An 18,345-nucleotide genomic window follows, 5' to 3' on the forward strand; every position below is an offset into this window, starting at 1 on the left:
CCCCATGTTCTATGAAAAGGGACAGTGTATGAACTTTCGTCCATTGCACGACCGCGTTCTCGTGAAGCGCGTCGAGGCCGAGGAAAAGACGGCTGGCGGGATCATCATCCCCGACACCGCCAAGGAAAAGCCGCAAGAGGGCGAAGTCGTCGCCGTCGGCACCGGCACCAAGGCGGAAGACGGCAAGGTCACGCCGCTCGACGTCAAGGCCGGCGATAAGATCCTGTTCGGCAAATGGTCGGGCACCGAGGTCAAGGTCGACGGTGAAGACCTGCTCATCATGAAAGAGTCGGACATTCTGGGGATTGTCGGCTGATCCCATTCCGTCACCCCAGCGTAAGCTGGGGTCTCCCCGGGGCCAGGGAATACGCCCAGCCCCATAAGATCCCAGCTTTCGCTGGGATGACGATATTTTTGAAAGGCTAGATACAATGGCAGCCAAGGACGTAAAATTCAGCCGTGACGCGCGCGAGCGCATCCTGCGCGGCGTCGATATCCTCGCCGATGCGGTGAAGGTCACGCTCGGGCCGAAGGGCCGCAACGTCGTCATCGACAAGTCGTTCGGCGCACCGCGCATCACCAAGGACGGCGTCACCGTCGCCAAGGAAATCGAACTCAAGGACAAGTTCGAGAACATGGGCGCGCAGATGGTGCGCGAAGTCGCCTCGAAGACTAATGACGTCGCTGGCGACGGCACGACCACCGCGACCGTTCTGGCTCAGGCGATCGTCCGCGAAGGCATGAAGTCGGTCGCGGCCGGCATGAACCCGATGGACCTGAAGCGCGGCATCGATCTCGCCGTCATCAAGGTCGTCGAGGACATCAAGTCGCGCTCGAAGCCCGTTTCGGGTTCGGCCGAAGTCGCTCAGGTCGGCATCATCTCCGCCAACGGCGACCGTGAAGTCGGCGAGAAGATCGCGGAAGCGATGGAGAAGGTCGGCAAGGAAGGCGTCATCACCGTCGAGGAAGCCAAGGGTCTCGATTTCGAGCTCGACGTCGTCGAAGGCATGCAGTTCGACCGCGGCTACCTCTCGCCCTACTTCATCACCAACCCCGAGAAGATGACGGTCGAGCTCGCCGATCCGTACATCCTGATCCACGAGAAGAAGCTCTCGAACCTGCAGGCGATCCTGCCGATCCTCGAAGCCGTCGTTCAGTCGGGTCGTCCGCTGCTCATCATCGCAGAGGACATTGAGGGCGAGGCTCTGGCCACGCTCGTCGTCAACAAGCTGCGCGGCGGCCTCAAGGTCGCAGCCGTCAAGGCGCCGGGCTTCGGTGATCGCCGCAAGGCGATGCTCGAGGACATCGCCGTCCTGACCAAGGGCGAAGTGATCTCGGAAGACCTCGGCATCAAGCTCGAGAGCGTCACGCTCGGCATGCTCGGCACCGCCAAGCGCGTCACGATCGACAAGGACAACACCACCATCGTCGATGGTGCTGGTGAAGCCGATGCGATCAAGGGCCGCACCGACGCGATCCGTCAGCAGATCGAAATCACGACCAGCGATTACGATCGTGAGAAGCTCCAGGAGCGTCTCGCCAAGCTCGCTGGCGGCGTGGCCGTCATCAAGGTCGGCGGCGCTTCGGAAGTCGAAGTCAAGGAGCGCAAGGATCGCGTCGACGACGCACTGCACGCAACCCGCGCAGCCGTCGAAGAAGGCATCGTCCCCGGCGGCGGCACGGCCCTCCTCTACGCAACGAAGGCCCTCAACGGCCTGACCGGCGCGAACGAGGACCAGACCCGCGGCGTGGACATCGTCCGCAAGTCGCTGACCGCACTGGTTCGCCAGATCGCTCAGAACGCTGGCCATGACGGCGCGGTCGTCTCGGGCAAGCTGCTCGACCAGGACGATACCTCGTTCGGCTTCAACGCTTCGACCGACGTGTACGAGAACCTCGTCGCTGCCGGCGTGATCGACCCGACCAAGGTCGTCCGCACCGCGCTCCAGAACGCGGCCTCGGTCGCCGGCCTGCTCATCACGACCGAAGCGGCCGTGAGCGAGCTGCCGGAGGACAAGCCCGCAATGCCGATGGGCGGCGGCGGCGGCATGGGCGGTATGGGCGGCATGGACTTCTGATTTTCGACCGGGGCAGCGAAAGCTGCCCCGGACAGAAAATCAGAACGGCCGGCGGGTCGGCGGCAAAGCCGACGATCCCGTCCGACGCCCAGCGCGGGCTTCGCCCGCGCCGGTCAACGCAAAACGAAGGGCCGGGGGATCGCTCCCCCGGCCCTTTGTGCGTGAACGCGCCATGCGCTATACTCTCCCCGAGAGGTGACGATGCGACACGAGCCCGCCTACCAGCCGATCACGGTCGAGACGTTCCTGTCGCTCGATTTCGGCACGGACAAGAAGTTCGAGCTGGTCGATGGCGTCATCCAGATGATGACGGGCGGAACACGAGCGCATGCCCGCGTCGCCGGCAATATCTACGCCTATCTTCATGCCGCGCTGCGGGGCTCGGGATGTAGACCCTATGGCTCCGACGCCGCCATCCGCATCGACGACATCAACCTACGCTATCCAGACGTCAGCGTGATGTGCGACGAACCGCCGCTGCCGGAGACCGATACCCTGCAACTGTTCGAACGGCCGAAGGTCATCTTCGAAGTGCTGTCACCCTCGACCGAGGCGAACGACGTGGGCAAAAAACTCGACGAATATCGCCGGTTGGAGTCGATCGACACGATCGTCTTCGTCAATCCGGTCAGCGAACTGGCGCGCGTCGTCCAGCGCCTCGGTCCGACCTCATGGCGTGACGATCTGTTCGCACAACCGCAGGATGTCGCGCTCCCCTCGCTCGGCATCACCCTGCCCCACGCGGAAATCTTCGCACGCGATTGAAGGCCCGCCCGACATGAACGGGTCTCGAATGCCCCCCGGCCCTTTGTCTATACCCCACTCTCTGCTACACTGCCGACATGGCTCAAGTCGCGCTAGACCCGTCCTATCGTCGCGTATCGGTCGAGGAATTCCTCGAAATGGATTTCGGTGGCGCAAAGGCCGAACTCGAAGACGGGCTGATCTATATGATGGCCGGCGGCAGCGAGGAGCATGCCCGCATCGCGGCGAATATCCTCATCTTTCTCGGCCCTGCACTGCGCGGTTCGGGATGCCGTCCCTATGGCTCAGACTTCGCGACTCGCACGGACGAACGCACCGTCCGCCTCCCCGACGTCAGCGTCTATTGCAACAATCCCAGCGCGCCCGAGAACGCCCGCAAGAAGCTGCTCGGCGATCCGCATGTTGTCTTCGAAGTGCTATCCCCTTCGACATCGTCTTACGACCAGAAGGTGAAGCTGCTCGAATATCGCGCGCTTGCCGGCGTCCAGGCGATCGTCCTCGTCGATACCGGCAGCGAGCGGGTGCGGATCGTGCGTCGCGTGGCCGGCGACGATTGGGCCGACACTTGGCTCCCAACCGGAGCCGACGTGCCACTACCCGCGCTCGGCATCACCCTGCCCCACGCCGAGATCTTCGCGCGCGACTGACGACCCGCCCGCCGCGAGCGGGTCTCGTAGCCAGTGCTTACTGATCCGCCGCCAGCAACTCCGGCCGGTCGGCCAGCGCAGCCGCCGTCGGCGCGGCCGGCACGCGGCAGCGCTTCGCCAGACCGATACCCTTCAGATACCCGCGCCGCACTGCGCCGGCATAGACCGCCGCCTCGGCGCGGCGCTGCACCTTGTCGGCGCCGGTGATGACGCGCACCAGCCCGAGGCCGGGGATCAGCGTGCTGACCACGGCGCGCGCGCCGGTTGCCGCGATCGCGGACCCCTCGCCCTTTTTCTTGGCGGGCGTATCGACATCGGCACCGAGCGCGCCGCTCAGATCGCGGATCTGCGCGGTGATCGCGGCGCAGCTTTGCGTACCGAACGCGGAATACGGCGCCGAGGCGGCGCGCTGCAACACCGCCGGGATCTTTTCGTCCTTGATCCGCACATCGCGCAGCGGCTGGGTGACGGCACGGCCGAGGCTGTTGTTGTTCTGCTGCGCGGTTGTGGCGGTAACCGGCGCGACGAGCAGACCGGCGATGACGAACGTTGGGATGACTCGCATGATCCATATCCCTGTTGGATGAGGTTGATGCTGGTCGGAACGCCCGTCCGACCAATTTGGTTACACGTCCGACACAATAATTTGCGCGCGGCGCTCTACCAGCGTCCGGTGCCCTACCCTAGCCAAGCACCCGGCGCTTTGGCATCATCCGCTCATCACGTTCTTGGGGACCATCCATGCCAGACCTCACCCGCCGCGCGGCGATCGCCACCGCCAGCCTCGCCACGCTCGCCGCCGCGTTGCCCGCCTTCGCGCAGGCCCCCGTTGGCGGCGCTGCGTGGGATCTGACCGACCTGTTTCCCAACGATGCCGCATGGGACGCCGCGCGCAAACAGGCGCTCGCCGAACTGCCCGGCTTCGCCAAGTTCAAGGGCACGCTCGGCACCAGTGCCGATGCGCTGGCGGCGGCGCTGTCGGAGCAGACCAAGCTCGATCGCACCATCTCGCGCGTCTACGTCTACGCCAGCCTCAAGGCCGATGCCGATCTGCGCGCTTCGGCCAATCAGGAAAAGGAGGCGCTCGCCACCGATCTCTACACCGCGTTCGGCGAGGCGACCTCCTGGGTCGCGCCCGAAATCCTCAGCGTCGGCAAGGCCAGGATCGACCAGTTCGTCGCCGCCAACGCGACGCTCAAACAGCATTTCGACTTCCAACTCGCCGACATTCTGCGGCAGGAAGCGCACACGCTGTCGCCCGAGGGCGAAGTGCTGCTCGCCGGCACGTCCGCGCCGTTCAGCGGCCCGCGCGACATTCGTGAACAGCTCGTCGCCTCGGACATCCCGTGGCCGACCGTCACGCTGTCGACCGGCAAGGCGGTGCGGCTCGACGATCAGGCCTATACGCTCAACCGCGACGCGCCCGATCGCGCCGACCGCAAACTGGTGTTCGACACGTTCTGGGCACAATATGGCAAGTTCCAGGCGTCGCTCGGCACCGCCTACCTCAGCCATGTGAAGGCCGACGTCTTCACCAAGAAGGCGCGCAAATATCCGACCTCGCTGGCGATGTACCTGTCGAGCGGCAATGTGCCCGAGGCGGTGTACCGCGCGCTCGTCAAGGAAACCAACGCCGGCCTGCCCCAGCTCCACCGCTATTTCGAGCTGCGCCGCAAGCTGCTCAAGCTGCCCGACATGGCCTATTACGACATCTATCCGCCGCTCGTTCAGCTCGACAAGAAAGTCACCGTGCCCGAGATGCGCGCCACCACGATCGAGGCGCTCAAGCCGCTCGGCCCCGAATATGGCGCGCTCTTCGCCGAAGCCACCGCTAAGAAATGGATGGACCCGCTGCCGCGCCCCGGCAAGAAATCGGGCGCGTACATGAACCCCGGCGCGGCGTTCGACGTCCACCCCTATCTGCTGCTCAACCTCGGTGAGAATTACGATGGGATGACGACCTACGCACACGAATGGGGCCATGCGATGCACACATTGCTCGCCAACAAGAATAACGTGTACGAGAAAACCAACTACCCGATCTTCCTCGCCGAGATCGCCTCGACCTGCAACGAACAGCTCCTCGCCGCCTATATGGTCGCGCGCGCCAAGACCAAGCAGGAGAAATTGTTCTACCTCGGCCAGCAGCTCGAATCGATCCGCGGCACCTTCTACCGGCAGGCGATGTTCGGCGAGTTCGAACTGCTCGTCCACGACAAGGCCGAGGCGGGCGAGGGTCTGTCAGGCGAGACACTGACCAAACTCTACCTCGATCTGCTGCGCCGCTATCACGGCCCGAACGTCGCCATCGCCGACACGTACGGCTCGGAATGGGCGTATATCCCGCATTTCTATACGAGCTTCTACGTCTACCAATATGCCACCTCGATCTCGGCGGCATCCTATTTCGCGCGCGCCATCCTCAAGGGCGGTGCCAAGGAACGCGACAATTATCTCACCGTGCTGAAGGCAGGCGGATCGGACTATGCCGTCGACATCCTCAAGCGCGCCGGGCTCGATATGGCGAGCGCCACCCCGTATCAGGCGATCATCGCGACCTTCAAGGATACGCTCGATCAGTGCGAAGCGCTGATGGCGTGAGGCCCGAGCGGGGCGCCTGTAGCGCCGCTCGTCCGGGGTAGCCGCCGAATAGCGCGAGGGGCGTATCGAAATGAGCGGGCCGGATCGACACCGACGATCCTGGACCTGCCGGGGCATGTCCGCCGGCTTATGAAAGGACGGCCCCGGCGAGACCCGCGTCGCGATACAGGCTCTCGATCCGGCGCACACGCGTTCGTGATCCTCACACACCGAAGCGCCGCCCGAACTGTATGTGCAATGTCGCGTTTCGCCCCACTTTCTGCCCCTCGCTGCTGATTACGGGTCTTTAGTAAGTGCCAACTAAAAGGTGCTCATGCTCGCCGCCGCGCTCTGCTGGATTGTTCTCGTAAACGCCTGGACGGTTTTGCGTTTTTGGCAGGATAAGGCGCGGGCTCGTGCAGGTGGCCGTCGGATACCGGAGGCGAGTTTGCTGGGGTTAGCGCTCATCGGCGGTTCACCCGGTGCGTTTGCAGCCCGCCATCTCTTTCGACACAAGACGCGCAAGCAGCCGTTCTCAACGCAGTTGATGGTCATCGCTGCGGCTCAGGTCGGCGCTGGCGGCGCTCTGCTTTTGTTCTGATGCGCGTGGCCGCAGGCCACGACCGCTTGCCACCAGACCCAGTCGTTCCTAACCGCGATTACCGTGCTCACCAGCGACCGATCGCCACCCATATGGGATTGGCGCGCATACCGATGCTGCTATCGTCGCCCCGCACCGCAATCGAGTCGGAGGGCGCCGTGACCGTTCCACCCCCACCACCCCCGCCGCCGCTTCACGGCCCGATACTCCCATCCGGTCAAAGGCCGGGTGAAATCGTGCGCCTGACGCCCGGTACGATCCTGTGCGCGGGTGGTCCCGTGTCGCCAACCCATCTCGAAGTGCCGTTTGCCACCAGCACCAAATGGTTCGGTCGGGACGCGCCGACAACGGCGCCATCCTATGCCCTGACGTTCGCGATCGATCAGGACGGGCGTGCGGTCGATATCCAGTCCAGTCCGCCGATCTTCCCCGGTTTCTTCATCGACACGACCGACCTCGCGCCCGCCCTCGCGGCGTCTCGCTTCGCGCCGGGGATGCCGCAACGGACATGCGGGATAACCTACACGGTCGCGTTCGTGCCGGTTCCCGACGCCCCCCTCGCCTCCCTTTACGCAGCCGCGAGCGCCCCGGTTCCGGGTCCGGCCGCGAGCGAGATTTATGAGCGGCTCGGTGCCGACGGCGATTGCGCGCGCGGCCCCGGATCGCCGCGCCGCCTGAATTACCCGGCCTTCGAAGCGATCGCGCAAGCCTCGGGCACGCGGTCATGGTCGTTCCTCAGCTTCGATGTCGACGCGACCGGACGGACGCAGAACGTCCATGTGGTTGGCTCGTCTCAAAACGCCGCGCTCGACAGCGCGAGCGTCAAGGCACTGCGCGGCAATCGCTACGCACCGGGAAAGGCATCGCGCGGTTGCACGTTCCACTTCTACCGGCTTGGCAACCAACCCATCGCGGCACCGGCGCTCCCGGCGGACGCTCCGAAAGACACGGATGCGCTTCCGGCCTGCGCGATCGACCCGAAGACCATCCCGTCGCTGCTCAACGGCAAGGCCTATCCCGGCCCGTTCGCCGCGCGACGGATCGAAGGTTATGCGATCATCGGCTTCGACACGGCACCCTGGGGCGCGGTCGGTAACGTCCGGGTGCTCGCCGCCGAACCGGCCGCCGGCTTCGGACAGGCCGCGATGGAAGCGATCTCCCAAGCCAGAGTGGTTGAGGGCGACGTCGGGCATCGCGGCTGCGTGAGCCGCGTGCAATTCCGGCTGCCAAAGGAGAAACCTGCGGAGTGATCCCCGCCACGACGTCACGGTGCGCTTCCGCGTCAGCCGACCTGTCCTACACGCACCGCTTTTGGCATATGGCTGGCCCGCTCTTTGACAGTGTCAGCGCCAACCGTAACGGCTTCCGCAAGGGACCTCACCAGCCGTCAGCCACGCCCAAAAGTGACACTCCCGCACGATGCCTTCTGTGGACAACCTTTGCCACGCTTGCGACGGCCGCCGTACGTCAGAACGCAACCTCGCCCACCACATTGCCCGGCGGCGTATAGCGGCACACCAGATAGTCGTCGCGTTCATTGCTCGCCAGCGCGCAGCCGAAGCGGGTCGTGCCGCGCCACACGATCTGCGTGTAGTGCGCGACGTCCTCCCATTTGCCGGTCGTGCTGAAATCGGGCGTCACGCCGTTGCGGAAGACGCGCTTCTCATCAACGAAGCCGCCGACCATCTCGTCATAGCGATACGCGCCGCGCGTGCCGGTCCACAGATTCTCGCCCTCGCGACCCGGCCCCATCGGCTGCACGGCATGTTCGAAGCGGTGTTCGGCGGCGAGCGTGCGGGCATAGGTGAGTGCGTGCGCCGCGAGCGCGTCGTCCCACAGCAGCGGCGCGACGCCGACCGCCGCGCGCGCGCGATTGTGGCCGTCGAGCATCGCTTGCCGCAGCAAGCTCAGCCCCCGCGCCGGCTGCTCCTTCAGCCGCGCCTCGACGATGCGCGGTGGCCCGGGCGGCGAACACGCCGCGAGCAGCAGCGCCAGCATCACGACGATCCGCATCTTTCCACTTCCTCCGCACACGCGCATAGGCCCGCGATATGACCGCCGACCAAACGCCGCCACTCGCTCTATATGTCCATTGGCCGTTCTGCGTCTCGAAATGTCCGTATTGCGATTTCAACAGCCACGTCCGCGAGAGCGTCGATCAGATCGCCTGGCGCGACGCGCTGCTCGCCGATCTCGCCTATGAGGCACGCGCGCTGCCGGGGCGGCGGCTCGGGTCGATCTTCTTCGGCGGCGGCACACCCTCGCTGATGCCGCCCGCGACCGTCGCGGCGATCCTCGCGGCGGCGGAGCGCGCGTGGGGATTCACCGACGATATCGAGATCACGCTGGAGGCGAATCCCTCCTCGGTCGAAGCGGCACGCTTCGCCGATCTGGCGGCGGCGGGGATCAACCGCGTCTCGCTGGGGTTGCAGGCGCTCGATGACGAAGCTTTGCGCTTCCTCGGCCGCGCGCATGGCGTGGATGAAGGGCTGGCCGCGCTGGCCACCGCACAGGCCGCGTTCGCGCGGGTCAGCTTCGACCTGATCTACGCCCGGCCCGGCCAGAGCCTCGCCGCATGGGAAGCGGAACTGCGCCGCGCGCTCGGCTTCGGCACCGAGCATCTGTCGCTCTACCAACTCACCATCGAACCCGGCACGCGCTTCGCGACAGAAGCGGCGGCGGGGCGGCTGACCATCCCGAACGAAGACGCCGCCGCCGACCTGTTCGAGACGACACGCGCGATCACGGCGGCGGCGGGGCTACCGGCCTATGAGATATCGAACCACGCGCGGCCGGGCGCGGAGAGCCGCCACAACCTCGTCTACTGGCGCTATCAGGATTACGCCGGCATCGGCCCCGGCGCCCACGGCCGCCGCGCCGGCCTCGCCACCGCGCGCCACAAGAAGCCAGAGAACTGGCTCGGCGCGGTCGCCCGCAACGGCCACGGCGCGCAGATCGAGGACGCGCTCGCGCCAAGCGAGCGCGCCAAGGAAGCGCTGCTGATGGGCTTGCGGTTGCGCGAGGGGATCGACCTCACGCGCATCGCGCGCCTTGGCGCGGCGCCGATCGCGGACCTGATCGATGAAGCGACGGCGACGAGGCTCGCGGCGCAAGGACTGCTCACGCGCGCCGACGATCGACTCGCCGTCACCGAGGCCGGAATGCTGCTGCTCGACGCGATCCTTCCGCTCGTGGTGCTCGATGGATCGGAATCATGACCTTCCGATAGCGCCAGCCACGCGACGCAGGAACCCTTCCGGGTTCCCAACCGGAACCATCATTTGCCGCCGCCGATGAAGGCCACCACGAAGACTGTCGAAGTGGCAGCGTTGTTGGAGATCGCCGCATTGTACAAAGCTCCAACTTCCATGCCGCCGGGACCAAAGAACGCCCCGGCGAAAGACGCGAACCGATTGATATCGCTGCTATAGGGGCCCGCTTTAGGTGCGATGCCGTTGTCAGTGCCATCGAAATTGATCGATCCAGCCAGAGTCGTAATTCGAACATCCGCGCCACCGGACATTGGGGTGCCGATCAACACGAGGTTGGCGGTGATCCGCTGCTGCGTGAAATCAATCTTGATGGTAATAGTGCTATGATCTAGCGAATAGATCGTCTGCGTCGAACTGCCTTTCGCCACGGTGATTGCGCGTCCACTCACAACGGTTCGCGAATACGTCGCGGAGCCGCTCTTCGGGACATCTGCGGCCAGCGTCGGAATGCCGGTCAATAGAAAACCAAACGGATTGTATTTTCTGTCCAGCGTGACGTGATTGACGAACCGGACATACTCCAGATGCCCGCCCGACGTGGCCGGAGTGATGACCTCAAGCGTATTCCCATTCGATCTGATCCAACGCCGCGTGCCTTGCGGAGCGCGAGTATCGACATCCTCAGCTAAGAACCCTTCTTTAAGGGCGCCATCAACCACCGTAATCCTGGTTGCGCTCGGGATGTAGTCGAGTGTCGGAGACCCCACGCCGCCGAAGGGCACGACCGTTTCCAGTGCTGTATAGCTCGACAGGCCGCTCTCTAAAGGAGAGCTAAATCCGCTCCCGGTGGTAAGCAGGATCGTACGCTTGGTGATGCCATCGAACGTCAAATAAGAGGCGGGCGTCGGCGTGGCGGTTGGTGAAGGCGTCGGGGTGGGAGTGGAGGTGGGCGTCGGCGTCGGCGTCGGCGTCGGCGTCGGCGTCGGCGTCGGGGCTGAAACAACCGGCGTCGAAGTCGCCCCCCCATCTGCTCCACATGCCGACAGCAACAAAATGCCCGCGATACCCCAGCGGCGCGCCATAAAACTCCCCCCCGGAAATCATGCCCTAGGGCAACGTGACATGAAACCTATCTGGTTACAAGGCTTGCGGAAGAACGAATCGGAGCCGCATGACGGTGGCGCCATTCAGGCCGGGCGGACCAAAAACGTCGAGCGCCCACTCGCGGAGCGCACTCGATCTGGACACCACCGGAACCCCGCGCTGCGGTGAGCGGGCTGTTACGCCCGCGCGCTCTCGACGACACCGTCCGAATTGTAGCGCAGCGCCTTCAGCACCGAATCGACGATCGCATCCGCGTCGAGTCCCGCCTGGGCATATTGCACCTCGGGCTTGTCCTGATCCTGGAAGGTATCGGGCAAGCGCAACGTGCGCAGCTTGAGGCCGGCGTCGATCAGGCCGTTGTCCGACGCGAACGTCAGCACATGGGCACCAAACCCGCCGATCGAACCCTCCTCGATCGTGATCGCGACTTCGTGCGTCGTCAGCAACTTGCGGATCAGCGCCTCGTCGAGCGGCTTGGCGAAACGCAAATCGGCGACGGTGGTCGACAGCCCGCGCGCATCGAGTGCGTCGGCCGCCTTGAGCGCCTCGCCCAATCGCGTGCCGAGCGACAGGATCGCGACCTTCTGGCCCTGCCGGACGATGCGGCCCTTACCGATCTCCAGCACCTCGGGCGTCGCGGGCAGTTCGACCCCCACACCGTTGCCACGCGGATAGCGCACCGCGATCGGCCCGCTGTCATGCGCGACGGCGGTGTGGACCATATGCACCAGTTCGGCCTCGTCCGACGGCGCCATCACCACGAAATTGGGCAAGGTCGCCAGATAGGACACGTCAAAGCTGCCGGCATGCGTCGCGCCGTCCGCGCCGACCAGCCCGGCGCGGTCGATCGCGAAGCGGACCGGCAGGTTCTGGATCGCAACGTCATGCACGACCTGATCGTAGGCGCGCTGGAGGAAGGTCGAATAGATCGCGCAGAACGGCCGCATCCCCTGTGCGGCAAGTCCGGCGGCGAAGGTGACGGCATGCTGCTCGGCGATGCCGACGTCGAAGAAACGCTCTGGATAGGCGCTCGCGAACTTGTCGAGCCCGGTGCCCGAGGGCATCGCCGCGGTGATCGCGACGATAGTCGGATCGGTCTTCGCCGCTTCGACGAGTGCCTGACCGAACACGTTCTGATATTGCGGCGGCCCCGGCGGCGCCTTGGCTTGCGTGCCGGTGATGACATCGAAACGCTGGACGCCGTGATATTTGTCGGGTGCGGCCTCAGCGGGCGCATAGCCCTTGCCCTTCTGCGTCACGACATGGACGAGGATCGGGCCTTTGTCCGCGTCACGGACATTCTCGAGCACGGGGATGAGCTGCTCGAGATTGTGACCATCGACCGGCCCGACATAATAGAAGCCAAGCTCCTCGAACAGCGTGCCACCCATCGCCATGCCGCGCGCGAACTCGTCGGTCTTCCTGAGACTGGTCGCGAGCGGACGCGGCAGCCGCTTGGCAACGCGCTTGGCGAGATCGCGCAGGCCAAGGAATTCCTTGCTTGACGCCAGCCGCGCCAGATACGCGGACAGGCCGCCGACCGGCGGCGCGATCGACATGTCATTGTCGTTGAGGATCACGACCAGGCGGTTACCGGCGGCTTCGGCGTTGTTCATCGCCTCATAGGCCATGCCGGCCGACATCGCGCCGTCGCCGATCACCGCGATCGCCTTGCCCGGCCGTTCGGCGATCTTGTTGGCGATCGCGAAGCCGAGGCTCGCCGAGATCGATGTGGACGAATGCGCCGCGCCGAACGGATCATATTCGCTCTCGCTGCGCTTGGTGAAGCCCGACAGGCCACCGCCCATGCGCAGCGTGCGGATGCGGTCGCGCCGGCCGGTGAGAATCTTGTGCGGATAGCATTGGTGGCCGACGTCCCAGACCAGCCGATCGCGCGGGGTGTCGAATACGTAGTGAATCGCCACGGTCAGTTCGACCACGCCCAGCCCTGAGCCGAGATGGCCCCCGGTCACGCCGACAGCGGCGATCGTTTCCTGGCGCAACTCGTCGGCGAGCTGGCGAAGATCGGCGGGTGCGATCTTGCGGAGATCGGCGGGCGTGTCGACGGTGTCGAGAAGCGGCGTGGTGGAAGCGTCAACCATCGGCCGTCATTAGCGAAGCCCGGCGCGACTGTCGATTGTTGCGATCGTTGTCCACACGACTTGACGCGCGGTGCGTTGCAATTGGACAACGGCTGCATGTCAAATCCATCACACCGCCTCGCCACCGCCGACGACATTCCCGCGATCGCCGCGCTGATGGACCGCGCGATCGCTGCGCTGCAAAGCGATTTCCTCACCCCGGAACAGGTTGCGGCGAGCCGGCTGAGCATGGGGCTGGACACGCAACTGATTGAGGACGGAACCTATTTCGTCGTGATGGTGGACGGTCAAATCGCCGGGTGCGGTGGCTGGAGTTTTCGCGCGACCTTGTACGGCGGCAATCACAGCGTCTCACTCCGGGATGGCTCGGTGCTCGACCCGGCCACTGACGCCGCGCGCATTCGGGCGATGTACACCGATCCCGATTTCACCCGGCGCGGGATCGGTCGGATGATCCTGCGCATTTGCGAGGAGGCCGCGCGGGGCGCTGGTTTCGCGCGTGCGGAGATGATGGCGACGCTGGCGGGCGAGCCGCTCTACCGCGCCTGCGGTTACGACGTGATCGAGCGGGTCGACAAGATGAACGGCAGCGGTGTGCCGGTGCCTGGCGTGCGGATGGGCAAGGCGCTTTAGGCTCAGCTCGCCGCGTCGCACTCCGCGCACTTGCCGCGCACTTCGATCACCGGGCGCTCTGGCGAAAAACCGGCTTTCTCCGCCGCCGAGCGCACGCCGTTGGTGATGCGGTCGTCGTCGAGGTGCGTGGTCTGACCGCAGGTGTCGCAGACCAGGAAGATGCAGTCGTGCAGGCAATCGGGATGCGCGTTGGCGATATAGGCGTTGGAGCTTTCCACCCGCCGCGCCAGATTGGCGGACACGAACAGGTCGAGGATGCGGTACACGCTATTGGCCGCGACACGACGCCCCTCCGCCTTCGAAACCGCTTCGGCGATGTCATAGGCAGACGCCGGCTTGTCGAAGCTCGCCAGTGCGGTGAAGATGTGCGCGCGCATCGTCGTCCATTGCTCGCCCGAACGCACGAGGGCGTCCTGTGCAGCGCGCGCGAGATCGTCGCCGTGCGGTTCCTGATGATGATGAAGGCTCGCCATAATGTGGAAATAGGCCTTCCTGCAGTGCGGAGCAAGGCGCTCGGCCCGTCGCGCTCTCGTCGCGGCCTGCCGATACGGGATTGAGGCCAGTTAAAATTCGTCCTATTGCAGTGCAACATGGCGATCCGTGAGATAAGCCAGTTCCGGCTGAACCAATCGACGAGGCAAGTGTTCGACGTAAATGTTATCGCGCTTTCTCAACCGTCGCCGCGAGCGGCAGCCCGAACGGCGGATGGTGGCGGCCTCTTATGGCGCCCGTCTGTACGCGATCGGTGATATCCACGGCCGGCGCGACTTGCTCGACGATGTCCTCCAGCAAATCGCCGAACAGGATGCTAAGAACGCGGGCAACCCGTCCGAGATTATCTTCCTGGGCGACCTGATCGACCGCGGCCCTGATTCGGCGGCGGTGGTCGAGCGTGTCGTCGCGCTGCGTGCGAGCGGACGCAGCATCAGCGTGCTGCTCGGCAATCACGAGGAAGTCTTCCTGCGCGTCCTGCAGGGCGAGGCCAATCTGCTGCCGATGTTCATCAAGATCGGCGGCCGCGAAACGCTGTTCAGTTACGGCATCACGCGCCACGAATATGACACGCTCTCGAACGAGGCGCTGGCCGAGCGGATGCGCGCGCTGGTGCCGCCCGCCCATCTCGCTTTGCTCAACGATTGCGACGAAATGGTGTTTCGGGGCGACTATGTCTTCGTTCATGCCGGCATCCGGCCGGGCGTACCGCTCGCCGAGCAATCCGAGAACGATCTGCGCTGGATTCGCAGCCCGTTCCTGGAAAGTAGCGTGGATCACGGTCGGGTCATCGTCCACGGCCATACCGTGACCGAAGAGCCGGAGTTGCGCACCAACCGCATCGGCATCGATACCGGAGCGGTGTATAGCGGCCGGCTCACCGTGCTCGGCATCGACGGCACGCGCCGGTGGCTCTTCGAATCGGCCGCCAAGCCCGCCGTCGAACCGGCGCGGCGCAGCGCAGCGCGGCTTGATCTCCACTCCCATTCGTCCTGAGCGTGTCGAACGACGTGCGATACGCGTAGCGCTTTAGGCACGTCCTTCGACACGCTCAGGGCGAACGGTTCGGGCGGGTTGGTCGCAGTGCCTCGAACGAGTCCGGGGACTGCGACCTTACCGCCTTATTCCGCTTACTTCGCGAGCAGTTCCGTAGCGAAAGCGCGCACACTCGGGCCGATGTCCGCATGTGCCAACGCAAGCGCGAGGTTCGCCTGAATGAAGCCAGCCTTGTCGCCGCAATCGTAGCGCTCACCGGCGAAGGTGAAGCCGTGGAACGGCTGCCGACCGATCAGTTGCAGCATCGCGTCGGTCAACTGGATCTCGCCACCGGCGCCGGCTTCCTGAGTCTCCAGAATACGCATCACTTCGGGCTGGAGGATGTAGCGGCCCGGGATCATCAGGTTCGAAGGCGCGCTGCCCTGCGCCGGCTTTTCGACCAGCGCCTTTACCTCGGTCAGCCGACCATCGATTTTGCCCGGCGAGATGATGCCATATTTGTGCGTTTCCGACGGCGCCACTTCGAGCGCGCCGACGACATTGCCGCCGACCGTCTGATACGCCTCGACCATCTGCTTCATGAAGCCCGGCTTGCCCGCCATCAACTCGTCGGGCAGCAGCACCGCGAACGGCTCGTCGCCGACGATCTCGCGCGCACACCACACCGCATGGCCCAGGCCCAGCGGCTCTTGCTGGCGGACATAGACGGGCGAACCCGGCTTCATGCGAATGCTCTCGACCACGGCGAGCGACTTGCCGCGACGGCGCATCGTGTCCTCAAGCTCGTAGGAAATATCGAAATGGTCTTCCAGCGCGGACTTGTTGCGGCCGGTGACGAAGATGATCTGCTCGATTCCCGCTTCGAGCGCTTCCTCGACCGCATATTGGATCAGGGGCTTGTCGAGGACGGTCAGCATTTCCTTCGGCATCGCCTTGGTCGCGGGCAGAAACCGCGTACCTAGACCCGCCACCGGGAAAACCGCCTTGCGCACCGGCTTGATCGTCATGCGTATCTATCTCCGAAATCGCGATGAAATATGTGAAGTGCGCCGCCGGAAACAGGGCCGCTGCTGCCACGGCTATACCGGGGTACGTGTCGTCTTGTCGATTGGCATACAACGCCGATCCGGCACCAAATGCCGTATTCTTGCTGCGGCGCGATACTGTTCAGCCACACGAACATGCCGCTGTGCTGGTGGCGACGCCCTTAAAAGGCATTGCGGTGCATCAGCACTTTGAAAGTCTGCAAAACCAGAATCACGTCGCGCCACACCGTCCACGATTCGAGATAGGCGAGATCGGCCTGAAGCCGGTTGAGCAGATCGGCGCCGGTCTCGGTATTACCGCGAAACCCACGTACCTGCGCGAGTCCGGTCAACCCTGGCTTGACAGCGTGACGGTTCCAGTAATGCGCCGACACCTCCCAATAGAGGGCGCGGCCAGCCAGCGCGCCGGTCGCATGCGGGCGGGGGCCGACGATACTCATCTCGCCACGCAAAACGTTCAAAAGCTGTGGCAATTCGTCAATGCTGGTCTGGCGGATGAGCCAGCCGACCCGCGTCACGCGTGGGTCGCCGCGCGTGACGAGGCGGCTGGCGCTGGCATCGGCCTGCGCGACGTACATGCTGCGGAACTTGAGCATGCGGAACAGCCGGTTGCCTTGCCCGACGCGCTGTTGCGCAAACAGAATCGGCCCACGCGAATCGCATTTGATCGCGATCGCGACGATCAGCAGCAGCGGCAGCAGCCCGATCAACATGCCGCCGGCCACGATGAGGTCGAAGACCCGCTTGGTAACCCGGTCGATACCGCTAAGCGGCCCGACCGCGACCACCGCAGTCGCGAAACCATGATATTGGCTCGTGCCGATCGCACCCAGGGCGTCGAGTTCGGGCGCGAGCACCTCGACCTGAACGCCGGCGCCTTTGAGCGCCAAGGCCCATTTGCCGCGCCGCTCGGGCGGGCAGGAAATGATGACGCGGTCGGCCTGGAACACACATTCGCCGATACGGTGCAGCATCATCGGATCGTTGAGATTGGGGGTGATGCCAGCGCCCTCCACGTCGACACGGGTCGCCGTGCATTGCGGTGGCGGCTCGACCCCGTCGACGATGACGATCTCGGTTGCCGGAGTGCCGCCGAGCGCGCGCGCCGCCAGATCGGCGAAGATCGCGCGCGCGAGGATCAGCGAAACGCCGCTCAGCAGGCAGCCGGTCGCCACCAGCACCCGCGACAATTCCTCGTTCGAGCGGGTGGCGAAGGTTATCGCCAGCCCAATCGCATAAGCGCCGAGCAACGCGGAGAACGCCTTGCGCATGCTCCGCGGCGGCTTGATGATGTTGCGGAGGGAAAACGCCTTTATTTGCAAGGCGATGAGATAATAGAGCGGCAGCACGAGCGTGAGCAGGCTGACCACGCGCACGCCGAAGAAATAGCCGAGATGCACCCAGGCGGCGAACACGATCGGCGCGACGATCGCGACCAGATCGACCGCGAGCACCAAGAGCACCAAGCGGCCGCGAATCATTTGCTTGGATATGCCGCGCGGCGCGAGCGCAACCGGATCAAACGACACGCGTTCGCTCTCCCCCTGCTTGCTCTCGAACGTGGCCACGCGAATTCATCCCCTTCTCTCGATCTCGACGGGGCGGCAGGATGCTAGTGCGAAGGATGCCATAAATGGTGCGATGCATCAACTCGTTCCAATATGGCGGTTGTTCCACGGTCGGACGCCGCTATGGTCCCGGCGCGGAGTCCCACTCGGGTAGACGGTGAAGATGAGCGGTATCGCGGATTTCGAAGCGCTGAAGAATCTCGTCGCACCTCGCGGCGAACTCGGCCGGTCGATCCTCCATATCCATCTTGGCATTGCGATCTATATCGCGCTGCGGCTGGCAACGCGCCAGCGGCTTGGCCCGCTATGGGCCTTGGCGGGGGTTGCGATACTCGAAGCGCTCAATGAAACGATGGATCTCGCTGCGACATGGCCGGTTCTTCAGGCCTGGCAGATTCGCGACACGCAGCAGGATGTGTTCAACACGATGTTATGGCCGTGTGTGCTGTGCGGGCTGGCGTTGTGGGATGCGCGCAGACGGCGCGGCTAGGCGCGTCGGCGCCGATATGCCAACGGGCAAG

18 protein-coding genes are annotated in these 18,345 nt (G+C 64.7%); 11 read left to right on the forward strand and 7 right to left on the reverse strand.

Annotated features, from left to right (window positions below):
- The first annotated feature begins 28 nt into the window (after nt 1-28).
- The 4 genes from groES to EWE75_RS10755 all read left to right on the forward strand — a co-directional run bounded on the left by groES (nt 29) and on the right by EWE75_RS10755 (nt 3,490).
- Nucleotides 29-316 carry a co-chaperone GroES gene (gene groES, locus EWE75_RS10740; RefSeq protein WP_069207177.1) on the forward strand — a complete coding sequence of 96 codons (288 nt, stop codon included), beginning with the start codon at nt 29-31 and terminating at the stop codon, nt 314-316.
- Between the two features lie 115 nt (nt 317-431).
- Nucleotides 432-2,078, forward strand: coding sequence for a chaperonin GroEL (gene groL, locus EWE75_RS10745; protein ID WP_130157261.1), 1,647 nt, complete (start codon nt 432-434; stop codon nt 2,076-2,078).
- Between the two features lie 201 nt (nt 2,079-2,279).
- Complete coding sequence (locus EWE75_RS10750) at nt 2,280-2,843, forward strand: Uma2 family endonuclease (RefSeq protein WP_130157263.1); 564 nt, start codon at nt 2,280-2,282, stop codon at nt 2,841-2,843.
- Between the two features lie 77 nt (nt 2,844-2,920).
- On the forward strand, nt 2,921-3,490 hold the full coding sequence (locus tag EWE75_RS10755; RefSeq protein ID WP_130157265.1) for a Uma2 family endonuclease: 570 nt from the start codon (nt 2,921-2,923) through the stop codon (nt 3,488-3,490).
- Between the two features lie 37 nt (nt 3,491-3,527).
- Here EWE75_RS10755 and EWE75_RS10760 read toward each other — a convergent pair whose 3' ends face one another.
- Nucleotides 3,528-4,055, reverse strand: coding sequence for a hypothetical protein (locus tag EWE75_RS10760; protein WP_130157267.1), 528 nt, complete (start codon nt 4,053-4,055; stop codon nt 3,528-3,530).
- Between the two features lie 176 nt (nt 4,056-4,231).
- Between EWE75_RS10760 and pepF the strand changes: the two genes are divergently transcribed.
- The 3 genes from pepF (at nt 4,232) to EWE75_RS10775 (ending at nt 7,921) form a co-directional block, all read left to right on the forward strand.
- Entirely contained in the window at nt 4,232-6,091 is a 1,860-nt protein-coding gene (gene pepF, locus EWE75_RS10765; RefSeq protein WP_130157269.1) for an oligoendopeptidase F, read from the forward strand.
- A 313-nt stretch (nt 6,092-6,404) separates the two neighbouring features.
- A complete protein-coding gene (locus EWE75_RS10770; protein ID WP_130157271.1) occupies nt 6,405-6,671 on the forward strand; it encodes a DUF1294 domain-containing protein in 267 nt (88 codons plus the stop codon).
- Nucleotides 6,672-6,907: 236 nt separating this feature from the next.
- Nucleotides 6,908-7,921 carry an energy transducer TonB gene (locus tag EWE75_RS10775; RefSeq protein WP_165388345.1) on the forward strand — a complete coding sequence of 338 codons (1,014 nt, stop codon included), beginning with the start codon at nt 6,908-6,910 and terminating at the stop codon, nt 7,919-7,921.
- Between the two features lie 217 nt (nt 7,922-8,138).
- Here EWE75_RS10775 and EWE75_RS10780 read toward each other — a convergent pair whose 3' ends face one another.
- Nucleotides 8,139-8,684, reverse strand: a complete 546-nt coding sequence (locus EWE75_RS10780; RefSeq protein ID WP_130157275.1) for a CAP domain-containing protein — start codon at nt 8,682-8,684, stop codon at nt 8,139-8,141.
- A gap of 38 nt (nt 8,685-8,722) precedes the next feature.
- Here EWE75_RS10780 and hemW point away from each other — a divergent pair, with 38 nt between their 5' ends.
- Nucleotides 8,723-9,889: a radical SAM family heme chaperone HemW gene (hemW, locus tag EWE75_RS10785; RefSeq protein WP_130157277.1), complete on the forward strand. Its 1,167-nt coding sequence runs from the start codon at nt 8,723-8,725 to the stop codon at nt 9,887-9,889.
- Nucleotides 9,890-9,948: 59 nt separating this feature from the next.
- Here the strand turns inward: hemW and EWE75_RS25300 are convergent, their stop codons facing one another.
- Complete coding sequence (locus EWE75_RS25300; RefSeq protein WP_206364743.1) at nt 9,949-10,965, reverse strand: transferrin-binding protein-like solute binding protein; 1,017 nt, start codon at nt 10,963-10,965, stop codon at nt 9,949-9,951.
- Between the two features lie 198 nt (nt 10,966-11,163).
- Nucleotides 11,164-13,089: a 1-deoxy-D-xylulose-5-phosphate synthase gene (dxs, locus tag EWE75_RS10795; RefSeq protein ID WP_130157279.1), complete on the reverse strand. Its 1,926-nt coding sequence runs from the start codon at nt 13,087-13,089 to the stop codon at nt 11,164-11,166.
- A gap of 96 nt (nt 13,090-13,185) precedes the next feature.
- Here dxs and EWE75_RS10800 point away from each other — a divergent pair, with 96 nt between their 5' ends.
- Nucleotides 13,186-13,722: a GNAT family N-acetyltransferase gene (locus tag EWE75_RS10800; RefSeq protein WP_130157281.1), complete on the forward strand. Its 537-nt coding sequence runs from the start codon at nt 13,186-13,188 to the stop codon at nt 13,720-13,722.
- A gap of 2 nt (nt 13,723-13,724) precedes the next feature.
- On the opposite strand, the gene EWE75_RS10805 is transcribed toward EWE75_RS10800, so the two are convergent.
- Nucleotides 13,725-14,195 (reverse strand): Fur family transcriptional regulator, encoded by a 471-nt coding sequence (locus EWE75_RS10805; protein WP_130157283.1) that lies wholly within the window; start codon nt 14,193-14,195, stop codon nt 13,725-13,727.
- A 181-nt stretch (nt 14,196-14,376) separates the two neighbouring features.
- Here EWE75_RS10805 and EWE75_RS10810 point away from each other — a divergent pair, with 181 nt between their 5' ends.
- On the forward strand, nt 14,377-15,210 hold the full coding sequence (locus tag EWE75_RS10810; protein ID WP_130157285.1) for a metallophosphoesterase family protein: 834 nt from the start codon (nt 14,377-14,379) through the stop codon (nt 15,208-15,210).
- Nucleotides 15,211-15,344: 134 nt separating this feature from the next.
- On the opposite strand, the gene galU is transcribed toward EWE75_RS10810, so the two are convergent.
- Nucleotides 15,345-16,217, reverse strand: a complete 873-nt coding sequence (gene galU, locus EWE75_RS10815) for a UTP--glucose-1-phosphate uridylyltransferase GalU (RefSeq protein ID WP_130157287.1) — start codon at nt 16,215-16,217, stop codon at nt 15,345-15,347.
- Nucleotides 16,218-16,417: 200 nt separating this feature from the next.
- Nucleotides 16,418-17,824, reverse strand: coding sequence for a sugar transferase (locus EWE75_RS25530; protein ID WP_130157289.1), 1,407 nt, complete (start codon nt 17,822-17,824; stop codon nt 16,418-16,420).
- Between the two features lie 163 nt (nt 17,825-17,987).
- Between EWE75_RS25530 and EWE75_RS25015 the strand changes: the two genes are divergently transcribed.
- On the forward strand, nt 17,988-18,314 hold the full coding sequence (locus EWE75_RS25015) for a hypothetical protein (protein WP_165388346.1): 327 nt from the start codon (nt 17,988-17,990) through the stop codon (nt 18,312-18,314).
- Nucleotides 18,315-18,345: the final 31 nt, after the last annotated feature.

Source organism: Sphingomonas populi (genome assembly GCF_004208535.1).
GTDB classification, from domain to species: Bacteria; Pseudomonadota; Alphaproteobacteria; order Sphingomonadales; family Sphingomonadaceae; genus Sphingomonas; species Sphingomonas populi.